12 protein-coding genes are annotated in these 10,820 nt (G+C 36.0%); 2 read left to right on the top strand and 10 right to left on the bottom strand.

Going from position 1 to position 10,820, the window contains the following annotated elements; all coding sequences use genetic code 11:
• A partial coding sequence (locus tag JOD29_RS16785) for a hypothetical protein (RefSeq protein ID WP_205101719.1) occupies positions 1-348 on the top strand: 348 nt, incomplete at its 5' end.
• A gap of 275 nt (positions 349-623) precedes the next feature.
• On the opposite strand, the gene lysS is transcribed toward JOD29_RS16785, so the two are convergent.
• The gene (lysS, locus tag JOD29_RS16780) at positions 624-2,123 is read right to left on the bottom strand and encodes a lysine--tRNA ligase (RefSeq protein ID WP_192894260.1); all 1,500 of its coding nucleotides are present in this window, start codon (positions 2,121-2,123) and stop codon (positions 624-626) included.
• 472 nt (positions 2,124-2,595) lie between these two features.
• Between lysS and JOD29_RS16775 the strand changes: the two genes are divergently transcribed.
• Positions 2,596-3,075 (top strand): DinB family protein, encoded by a 480-nt coding sequence (locus JOD29_RS16775; RefSeq protein ID WP_124766624.1) that lies wholly within the window; start codon positions 2,596-2,598, stop codon positions 3,073-3,075.
• 41 nt (positions 3,076-3,116) lie between these two features.
• On the opposite strand, the gene dusB is transcribed toward JOD29_RS16775, so the two are convergent.
• From dusB to JOD29_RS16730, 9 genes are all read right to left on the bottom strand, one after another.
• On the bottom strand, positions 3,117-4,127 hold the full coding sequence (gene dusB, locus JOD29_RS16770; RefSeq protein ID WP_192894261.1) for a tRNA dihydrouridine synthase DusB: 1,011 nt from the start codon (positions 4,125-4,127) through the stop codon (positions 3,117-3,119).
• Positions 4,128-4,274: 147 nt separating this feature from the next.
• Positions 4,275-4,793, bottom strand: a complete 519-nt coding sequence (folK, locus tag JOD29_RS16765) for a 2-amino-4-hydroxy-6-hydroxymethyldihydropteridine diphosphokinase (protein WP_124766626.1) — start codon at positions 4,791-4,793, stop codon at positions 4,275-4,277.
• Positions 4,786-5,157: a dihydroneopterin aldolase gene (folB, locus tag JOD29_RS16760; protein WP_124766627.1), complete on the bottom strand. Its 372-nt coding sequence runs from the start codon at positions 5,155-5,157 to the stop codon at positions 4,786-4,788. Before folB ends, folK begins: the two co-directional genes overlap by 8 nt.
• A gap of 25 nt (positions 5,158-5,182) precedes the next feature.
• Positions 5,183-6,046: a dihydropteroate synthase gene (gene folP / locus JOD29_RS16755; RefSeq protein WP_124766628.1), complete on the bottom strand. Its 864-nt coding sequence runs from the start codon at positions 6,044-6,046 to the stop codon at positions 5,183-5,185.
• The gene (locus tag JOD29_RS16750; RefSeq protein ID WP_124766629.1) at positions 6,047-6,901 is read right to left on the bottom strand and encodes an aminotransferase class IV; all 855 of its coding nucleotides are present in this window, start codon (positions 6,899-6,901) and stop codon (positions 6,047-6,049) included.
• Positions 6,902-7,059: 158 nt separating this feature from the next.
• Positions 7,060-7,989: a cysteine synthase A gene (cysK, locus tag JOD29_RS16745; protein WP_124766630.1), complete on the bottom strand. Its 930-nt coding sequence runs from the start codon at positions 7,987-7,989 to the stop codon at positions 7,060-7,062.
• A 178-nt stretch (positions 7,990-8,167) separates the two neighbouring features.
• Positions 8,168-9,130, bottom strand: a complete 963-nt coding sequence (locus JOD29_RS16740) for a peptidyl-prolyl cis-trans isomerase (protein ID WP_124766631.1) — start codon at positions 9,128-9,130, stop codon at positions 8,168-8,170.
• Positions 9,102-9,995, bottom strand: a complete 894-nt coding sequence (gene hslO / locus JOD29_RS16735) for an Hsp33 family molecular chaperone HslO (protein ID WP_124766632.1) — start codon at positions 9,993-9,995, stop codon at positions 9,102-9,104. Before hslO ends, JOD29_RS16740 begins: the two co-directional genes overlap by 29 nt.
• Positions 9,996-10,013: 18 nt before the next feature.
• Positions 10,014-10,784 carry a type III pantothenate kinase gene (locus JOD29_RS16730; protein ID WP_124766633.1) on the bottom strand — a complete coding sequence of 257 codons (771 nt, stop codon included), beginning with the start codon at positions 10,782-10,784 and terminating at the stop codon, positions 10,014-10,016.
• Positions 10,785-10,820: the final 36 nt, after the last annotated feature.

Here is a 10,820-nt window from a genome sequence, read left to right as displayed (position 1 = left end):
GTCCTGAGCCAGGATCAAACTCTCCATAAAAGAAAATTTGATAAAGCTCAAATTTTAGCTGGCATCAATTTTGATGTCCAAAATTTTGTTTCTTATATTATAAGAAACTTTTATTTCATTAACGTTTTGTTGTTCAGTTTTCAAGGTTCATTTCATTACTTCTCTCAAGAAGCAACTTTATTATTATATCCATTGTCATTCTTACTGTCAACAACTTTTCCCAAAATTATTAACCGTTCAACCGACAACTTTTATATTTTATCAACATATCTTTCAAAAGTCAACACTTTTTCATTTCGATTGTTGATTTTATTTGTCGTTGTGACGACGTTTATTAATTTATCATAACAAAAATGATATTGCAAGTAATTTATTGCGAAATATTATTTAGTATGACCTTTAACACTTCAACGATAGAATTCAAAGTCTTTACTCTATATTTAACAAGATAGACTATCCTCTACAGATTCTATACACCAGTAATAATTTAATGAATGATAACTATTTCTTTGATATCATTCCTACTCTCTATCTGTAAATTCCCTAGCCTAGTGTACAGACTCTATTAGCGAAAAAACACGAAGAAGGTGTTTAAACCCTCTCCGTGTTTCACTTCTCTTATATTAATCACGATGACGCATAGTTGGGAATAGCAATACATCACGGATCGATTGAGCGTTTGTTAATAACATAATTAAACGGTCAATTCCAATACCTAAACCACCAGTTGGGGCCATACCATATTCTAACGCTTCAATAAAATCATTATCCATATCATGAGCTTCATCGTTACCAGCTTCTTTTTCAGCTAGTTGCGCTTCAAAACGTTCTCTTTGGTCAATTGGATCATTTAACTCTGTAAATGCGTTTGCATGCTCACGACGTACGATAAATAACTCAAAGCGGTCAGTAAAGCGCTCATCATCTGGGTTTTTCTTAGCAAGTGGTGAGATTTCTACTGGGTGACCATAAATGAATGTAGGCTGTACTAATGTTTCTTCTACTTTTTGTTCAAAGAATTCATTAATAATGTGACCTACTTCATGTACATCTTTAATTTCTACATTGTGTTCCTTTGCAAGAGCTTGTGCTTCTTCCTTCGACATTTGCTTCCAGAAGTCTACACCCGTTGCTTCTTTTACTGCATCTACCATGTGTAGTCGTTTCCAACCTGGCGCAAGGTTAATAACATCATCGCCATATTGAACTTGAGTAGAACCTAATACTTCTTGTGCAACATGAGAAATAAGGTTTTCAGTAAGTTCCATAATATCTTTATAATCTGCATATGCTTCATAAAGTTCTAATAATGTAAACTCAGGGTTATGGCGAGTAGATACTCCTTCATTACGGAATACACGGCCAATTTCATATACTTTTTCAAGTCCACCCACGATTAAACGTTTTAAATGTAATTCAATCGCAATACGTAAATATAAATCCATATCTAACGCATTATGATGTGTAATAAACGGACGGGCTGCAGCTCCACCAGCAATCGTGTGTAATAATGGTGTTTCTACTTCAAGGAACCCTTGTCCATCTAAAAACGTACGGATGGCACGAATGATTTTTGAACGAGTAATGAACGTTTCTTTACTTTCATTATTCGTCATTAGATCTAAGTAGCGCTGACGGTAACGTTGTTCAACATCCTGTAAGCCATGGAATTTCTCTGGCATTGGTCGTAACGATTTCGTTAAGAATGTGAACTCTTCTGCTTTTACAGATAACTCACCTACTTGAGTACGAAATACATTACCGCGGATACCAACGATGTCACCTAAGTCTGCTTGGTTAAATAAATCGTATTGTTCATCACCAACATGATCTTTACGAACATAAATTTGAATTTGTCCACCTAAGTCTTGAATGTGGGCAAATCCCGCTTTCCCTTTTCCGCGCTTTGTCATAATTCGTCCAGCGATTACAACTTCTTTAGGAGACTCTTCTAATTCTTCTTTAGTAAAATCATTAAATTGTTCACTAACTTCTGAAGATAAGTGAGTGCGTTCAAAGCGGTTACCAAATGGATCTAAACCACTTTCTCGAATATTCGTCATCTTTTGGCGTCTCACCAAAAGTTGGTCGTTTAATTCTTCAATGTTTGACACGTGTTTCACTCCTTGTTTTTGCTTTACGTTCACGGTTACAATTACGCCGAGGCGTAATTACGTCCGGATTTTGAATTATGCTTAGGCCAACAAAATCCTTTTTGCGACGAGTTATCGCAGGAGCAGGTAGTTGGTCGTTAGCCGTGTCGTACAAAATGCATTCTAGGGCTAACATATTAAAAACTCCTCACAAAATCACATGACCCACCGGTGGCTTTATCTTCATTCATCTAAAAAGGCGAAAGTCATACATCCACCACTTCCCTTTTAACGAAAAAGTTAATAAATGAAGATAAAATAAAGCCCATAATGAACCTATTGTACACAATTTTGGACATGTAATCATCTCTTTCGAATGAAAATGAAGTAGTTTTATAAATGTTTTACTTTTCAGATATTTAATTTCCATATCTATTTATTACCTATAATTGCAAATTTAATGCTACTATTTTGTTGATAAACTTGAAAGGTAGGGAAAATAATGTATCGCAAATTAGAGGATTTTATTCTAGAATGGGAAAAAAATTGTGCAGGCACTTTTTCTATTATCGAATCAATTACAGAGGAGAAGAAAAATGTTTCGATTGTTGAGGGACATAGCTCACTCGAATGGCTTAGTTGGCACTTAACAACTGCTCCTGCATATTTCTGTGGTTTAGCCGGACTAAACTTAGAATTGAATTTAAACCCAGCAAATACTCCAGCAACAATTGACGAAATTAAAGAAGCTTATAAAGCTGTGAGTCAAAAGGTTGTAGAAGTTGCCAAAAATAATCTATCAGATGAAAAACTTCTTACAAATGTGGATATGCATGGACATGCTACTCCAATTGGTGCCATTCTACGGTTATTTGTTGATCATCAAACGCATCACCGCGCTCAAATGCAAGTACTACTTCGCCAAGCCGGCTTAAATGTACCGGGTGTAATGGGTCCTACAAAAGAAATGAGAAGTAAATAGAAAATCAAAAGGCATCCTTACAGAGGATGCCCTTTTCTATATTAAATCGCTTCTATTTCCAATTCTTGGCCTTCATACTGTGATGCAACACTCTTTAGTACTGCGCGTAATTCTTCCGCCGTTTCCATTTGATTAATTGCAGTACGGATTTTACCGTTACCACGTATACCTTTTAAGTACCAAGATGCATGTTTGCGCATCTCACGAACTGCAACCTTTTCCCCTTTTAATTGCATTAATCGTTCAAAGTGAAGTAAACATACATCCATTTTTTCACGTACTGATGGTTCAGGTTTTAATTCACCAGTTTCTAAATATTGAACAGTGCGATAAATCATCCAAGGGTCCCCAAGTGCCGCGCGTCCAATCATAACTGCATCAACACCAGTTTCATCTAACATACGTTTAGCATCTTGCGGGGTTTCTACATCACCATTTCCGATGAATGGGATCGTAATATGTTTCTTAACCTCTTTTAAAACATCCCAATTTGCTTTACCTTCATACATTTGCACACGTGTACGACCGTGCATAGCAATCGCAGCTGCTCCTGCACGTTCAGCAGCTTGTGCATTTTCTACTGCAAAAATATGTTCATCGTCCCAACCAATACGCATCTTTACACTTACCGGTTTATCTACAGCATCTACTACTGCAGAAACCATCTCGTAGATTTTGTTTGGGTCTAATAACCATTTTGCTCCTGCTTCACATTTGATTATTTTATTTACAGGGCATCCCATATTGATATCTATAATATCTGCATTAGTATTTTTATCAACATACTGTGCAGCTTCTACTAATGTTTCTTTATCTCCACCGAAGATTTGTAGAGAAAGTGGATTTTCACGTTCATCAATATAAAGCATATCTAACGTTTTTTGATTACGTTGAACTAACCCTTTATCACTGATCATTTCCGCATATACTAAACCAGCCCCGAATTCTTTTACTGTAAGACGGAAAGCTGAGTTACAAACACCTGCCATTGGTGCTAATACAACACGGTTATCCATAACTATATTGCCAATTTGGAATGGCCTATTTTGCATATCCAAAATCTCGCTCCTTCCTTAGGAAAGTAGTTCTTCCCACAAAAGTATATATTCACTTATCTTAATAGATTTAATGTTGGAATAGGATTCATTCTATCACTTAGATCTACCTAAAAAAAAAATAATAAAGATTATTAGATTGTCTTATTCTTTTATGAATTCGCCCACACTGTAAGTAGTTTTCCAATTAGTAATGCCTTCTTTTATAAGATCCATATTGTCTAAGGTTGCTTTAGCTAGTAAAAGCTGTTCATTCAAAGGCTCTTTAGCAATTTCTAATAATGGAACTAATACAAATGCACGTTCAAACATTCTAGGGTGAGGAACAATTAAATTCTCAACTTCAATATTGTCGTTATTAAACAATAAAATGTCAAGGTCTATAATTCTAGGGCCCCATCTGATTTCTCTTACACGGCCTAATTCATTTTCGATTCCTTGGGAAATATTTAACATTTCAAGTGCAGATAAAGGTGTTTGAATATGAACTGCAATATTTAAAAATGAAGGTTGATCTACGTATCCTACAGGAGCTGTTTCGTAAATTGATGAAACAGACAATACCTCTACATTTTGAGTGTCTTGAAGCATCTTTACAGCCAATCTTAGGTTATTTTCGCGTTCACCGATATTTGTGCCAAGAGATAAATATACATTATTCATAAAAACGACCTCTTACTATTTCTACCGCTACTTCTTTATAATGTCCCGGTATCGGGGGATCTGGTTTAATAATTTCCACTTTACACCCGAATACTTGTCCTTCATAAGAAGATAAAATGTTAGAAGCAATTGTTTCAGCCACTGCTTCAATAAGCTTATAAGGTTTACCTTCAATCACTTCTTTACATATATCGTAAATCCCAACGTAACTAACGGTGTTACTCAATTCATCCGTTTGACCAGCTTTTTGTATATCTACTGCAATTGATACTGTTGCTCGAAATCGTTGGCCAAGTACATTTTCTTCCGGTAATACACCATGATAGCCGAAAAATTGCATATCTCGTAAATGTATGTAATCCATAGTTTTCTCCTTTATAGTGGGCTTCTTAATGTCTAGAAGGTAGCTCTTCATTTACTTTATATTTGCCTAAAAGGGCATCAATCATTTTTACTGTACGAGCCACTTCTTTTACATCATGTACTCGGACAATATGACATCCTTTTTGAACGCCAAATGCACATGTCGCAGCCGTTCCTTCTACCCGTTCCTCTACTGGCAGATTTAAAATCGTACCAATCATTCGTTTTCGAGATGTTGCCAACAGGACTGGGTAACCTAGTGCAACTAGTTCATCCAAGCGTTGCATCGTTTCAATACTTTGCTGTAAATTTTTTACGAATCCAATACCTGGATCCAAAATAATATGTTGGTCTTGTACGCCTGCATTCTTTGCGATATTTATGCTTTCATTCAAATCCTCCATATACTCCTCAAAGTAATTTGAATATGTCTGTTCTTCTCTATTATGCATTAGAATAATAGGAACATTAAACTCAGCAGCAACCTTTGCAATTTCCGGATCTGCCTTTGCTCCCCAAATATCGTTAATCATATGTGCTCCAGCCTCAATTGCCGCGCGTGCTACAGCTGATTTATACGTATCAACCGAAATAATCACTGGTACTTCTTCTTTCAACCTTTTAATGACTGGTACGATACGCTCAATTTCTTCCTCATCTGAAATACGAGTATATCCAGGACGTGTAGATTCACCACCGATATCAATTATTTTGGCCCCATCAGCAACCATCTTCTTTGCTTGTTCAATAGCTGCATTGGTAGAATTAAATTTCCCCCCATCAGAAAATGAGTCAGGTGTTATATTTAGAATGCCCATGATAAATGTCTCTTTTGTATAATCTAGTTCAATGTTATTTAAAATTAATGGCTTTGAATATTTGGATAACATCTAGAAGGTTCTCCTTTTAATTGTTTTTATGATTTCTTCTATATATGCTTGTTGTAATAACTGAAAAAGAGGTCCATCCTTACCTAAAAAGTTATGATTACCTATTGCAGCAATGGGAACAATCCCCTCAATAGAATTTGTTACAAAACATTCATATGCTTCTTCCAGTTCACTTTTAATAAACATATCTTCTACAACAATAATTCCTCGCTCTTTTGCGGTCATTATTAACCAATCTCTAGTTACTCCGGGAATGATTCCTGTAGCTAAGGACGGTGTATAAAGTATATCATCTTTTACCCAAAAGATATTTGATTGGATACCTTCCGCCACAATCCCTCTTCGTGTAACAAAAAACCCTTCACATTCTTCTAAATTATTAATTTCAAATCTTGCTAAGGCTATATTCCCAAAATGATGGGATTTATATCGCACTTCTTGTTCCGGTAGGTTTCTTGGAGTTTGAAGCCAGCTTGCCACTTTTTCCAATCCCCGTTTTCTTTGGTTTAACGGCCTCCTAAAGATGATGACATTAGGATTGTTGTAGCCTGTTTGGAGTTCTAATCCATAGTTCCCTGCAGAAACATTGATTCTAAAAACACCATCTTCACCTCCAGATCGATTTGTTAATTCACTTATTACCTCTTGTATTTCACTAATGGTATATGGCACTTTAATACGATACCGAGCAAGTGCCATACATAAGCGATTATAATGCTCTTGAAACAAAACAACTTTTCCTTGATATGTACGAAGGGTTTCAAAAAATCCTAAACCATATAAAAATCCATGATCGAATGGGGAAATCGTTAATTGTTGTTCTTCTATGTAATTTCCATTCATCCAACAGAGCATCTGTATTTCTCCTCCTCATAGAATCTCTCATTATATATTTTGAAGATAGCATACAAATTTTTCAAAAAACAAGGTTTCACCCCTTTACTTTCAGATATAAAAAATCGACATACCCAATTGAATGGATATGTCGATTCAGAGTCGTATATATATTTTAATTAGTCTTCAAAGTCATATAAAGGAGTAGATAAGTAACGTTCACCATTAGAAGGTACAATTGCTAATACATTCGAACCTTTACCAAGGCGTTTAGCTGTCTCAATCGCCGCATGGATTGCCGCACCTGAAGAAATACCGCATAAGATACCCTCTTCACGCCCCACTTTACGAGCAACTTCAAAAGCTGTTTCATTTTCTACTGGGAAGATTGAAGTGTATACTTCAGTATTTAGTACTCCTGGAACAAATCCTGCACCAATACCTTGGATTTTATGTGAACCTGGATTACCTCCAGAAAGCACTGGTGAATCTTTTGGCTCAACAGCAATGATTTCAATATTTGGATACTTTTCTTTTAAAACCTCTCCAGCACCAGTAATTGTTCCGCCAGTACCAACACCTGCTACAAATGCATCTAAATTAAGTCCATCAAATGCTTCTACAATTTCAGGACCTGTTGTTAAACGGTGAATCTCTGAATTTGCAGCATTCTCAAATTGTTGTGGTAAGAAGTAGCCATTTTCTTTAGCTAAACTTTCAGCTTTAGCAATAGCACCCTTCATTCCTTCTGGACCAGGAGTTAGAACAAGTTCAGCGCCATAAGCACGTAGTAATTTACGACGTTCAATACTCATTGTTTCAGGCATTACTAAAATAGAACGATATCCTTTTGCAGAAGCAATCATCGCTAACCCAATCCCTGTGTTACCAGAAGTAGGCTCAATAATTGTACCACCTGGTTTTAAAGTTCCCTCTTTTTCAGCAGCCTCAATCATTGCTAATGCAATTCGGTCTTTTACAGAACTGCCTGGGTTAAAGTATTCTAATTTTACATAGACATTACCTTCGTTTTCCGAAGTAGCATGGTTTAGCTTTACAATCGGTGTATGGCCTACTAATTCAGTAACTGAATTCACTAATTTACTCATATTTCTCCCCCTCAACTAATCCCTACTATGTTTATAGGTTTTACTTACTTAGTATCTTATCAAGATTTACTATATCTTGTCAACGAAATTGATGTACATATTTGGATATTTAATCATGTTCACGCTTAACTATTGGAATCCCTTGTTTTGTTGAGTAGAATTTAAAATACTTAGAGATCTAAAGATCTCCGTAAAACCAAGTAACATTAAATTCATTCCAGAATGCTTCTGGAGAAACCGAAGTTGGTAGTTGTTCAATCGCTAACTCTCTTTTTATATGCCCTTTTACGTCGTCAAATGTAAAAGACCCACCTTCTTTAATTTCTTCAAGGTAGACAATTCCATAACGACCATCACTCATTACAAATGGATCACTAATTTCTTTCTCATCTAATGATTTAACAGCATCCGCAATAGTTGAATCAATGTTGGTTTGATCGGCATTTACATAACCAATATCTCCACCTAAACTGGCCGATGAACTATCTAGTGAACGTTCACGAGCAAGTACAGAAAAGTTAGAGCCATCCTTTAGCTCCTTTCGTACACTTTCAGCATCCTCTTTTGATTGGACTACAATAATACTTGTACGATATGTAGTTGGAATATTATACAAAGATCGATTTTCTTCGTAATATTTTTCTATATCTTTTTCTTTTAAGACGACATCCTTTGTTAAGACTTTTTCTAATATTAATTGCGCCCGTACTTTTTGTCTTAATTGTTCCTCATCTAATTGCTGAAAGCTTGTATCTGTACTATCCTGTGCGGTACGCATAAGCGCAATGTCCAAATTAATTTCTTCTTCAGTAACTTCAATATCATACTCTTCTGCTGCCTTTTCCATGACAGCTTTATTCACTAATGTTTGCAATGTTTCTTTACCATAAAGACTTTCCATTGCTGCCAACCACTGTTGGCGGGTAATTTCCTCACCATCGACGGTAGCGACTAGTTCATCGCCACCATCACTTTTTGGAGTTCTTTCACCATCTGGAATTAGCCAGAGAATGAACCAAAAGAGATTACCTAAAAATAAAACGATTAATAAAGTTAAGGTTGGTTTAGTTTTTAAACGTCGTTTTGTAAGAGGCGTTTTTTCACTCATTTGATTAATTGCCTTTTTGGGATTCGATCTCATTAATGTATCCTTCAAGCTCAGCTTGATTATAATGGTACTTTGCTAAACAGAAATGGCATTCCGCTTCTGCCCCACCATCTTCATCAATCATTTCCTTAAGCTCCTGAACACCTAAACTCATAATCGCAGACCCAAAACGCTCTTTTGAACATTGACATTTAAATTCAATTGGAAGAGTATCAAGTATTTGTACGTTGCCTTTACCTAATACGGCTTCTAATATTTGCTCTGGTGTTAGCCCTTTTTCAATCATTTTAGAAACAGGTTCAATTGTTTTTAAGTGAGCTTCAATTTCAGAAATAGTTTCTTCATCACACCCAGGTAGTAACTGAATAATAAATCCTCCAGAAGCTAATACCGTATTATCTGGGTTAACTAATACACCTAGTCCAACAGAAGATGGTACTTGCTCTGATACAGCAAAGTAATAAGTAAAATCTTCAGCAATTTCCCCAGACACAATAGGAGTCTGCCCTGTGAACATATCACGTAATCCTAAATCTTTTACAATTGAGATAAAACCATCCGTTCCAACTGCACGTCGGACATCCAATTTACCAACATTATTTAATTCAAAATGTACCTGTGGATTTGTTACAAAACCACGAACTTCACCACTTGCATTTGCGTCCACGACAATTGAGCCGATTGGTCCCTTACCTTCAATTTTTACCGTTAATTTATTATCACCTTTTAACATAGCGCCCATCATTGCCCCTGCAGTCATAGAACGCCCAAGTGCTGCAGTTGCAGTAGGCCAAGTATTATGTCTTCTTTGTGCTTCACCTACAGTATCTGTTGTTCGTGTTGCAAATGCACGTACATTTCCATTAAATCCAAGTGCCCTTACTAAGTAGTCTCCCATTTGTATTTTCCTCATTTCTTATTGATTTCTTTTATAAATAATATTTAATCCCTTTAGCGTTAAAAATGAATCAACAACATCGATCATCTGTGTTTCATTACCAAAGAAATTAGCAAGACCACCTGTTGCAATAACAAGCGGTTCTTCTATGGATTGTGCTTTCATTCGATTAACAATGCCTTCAACTTGTCCTAAAAAGCCATAAAAAATACCTGACTGCATCGCAGCAATTGTATTTTTCCCAACAACACTTGATGGTTTTGATATTTCAATACGAGGCAATTTCGAAGCTCTTATATTTAACGCTTCAGTCGAAATATTTGTCCCCGGTGCTATAGCCCCACCTAAATAATGTCCTTTTTCATTAATGTAACAATAAGTAATTGCCGTACCAAAATTCACAATAATTAGAGGTTGTTCACCACCATATTCCTCAATCGCTGCAACGGCATTTACAATTCGATCTGTCCCAACTTCACGTGGATTTTCACATTTTATATTTAAACCCGTTTTAACACCAGGGCCAACAATAAGGGGATTTATATGAAAATATCTTCGGCACATCTCTTCCAAAGCATACATAATTGGTGGAACCACAGAAGAAATAATAATACCGGTTACATGTTCAAATGAGATTCCAACATGACTAAAAAAGGCCTTTATTTGTATAGCATACTCATCCTCAGTTTTATGAAGATTCGTTTCCATTCTCCAATAGAACTTTAAATGATCATGTTTATAAATCCCTAATACAATATTAGAATTCCCAGCATCTAAAACCAGAATCATTTACTACCACATCCATAATTTCCGTTTACAAAATCA

It is taken from the genome of Lysinibacillus composti, assembly GCF_016908465.1.
GTDB lineage: Bacteria > Bacillota > Bacilli > Bacillales_A > Planococcaceae > Ureibacillus > Ureibacillus composti_A.
Note: the sequence above shows the minus strand (reverse complement) of the source record. Positions and strands in the feature narration are given on the sequence as shown.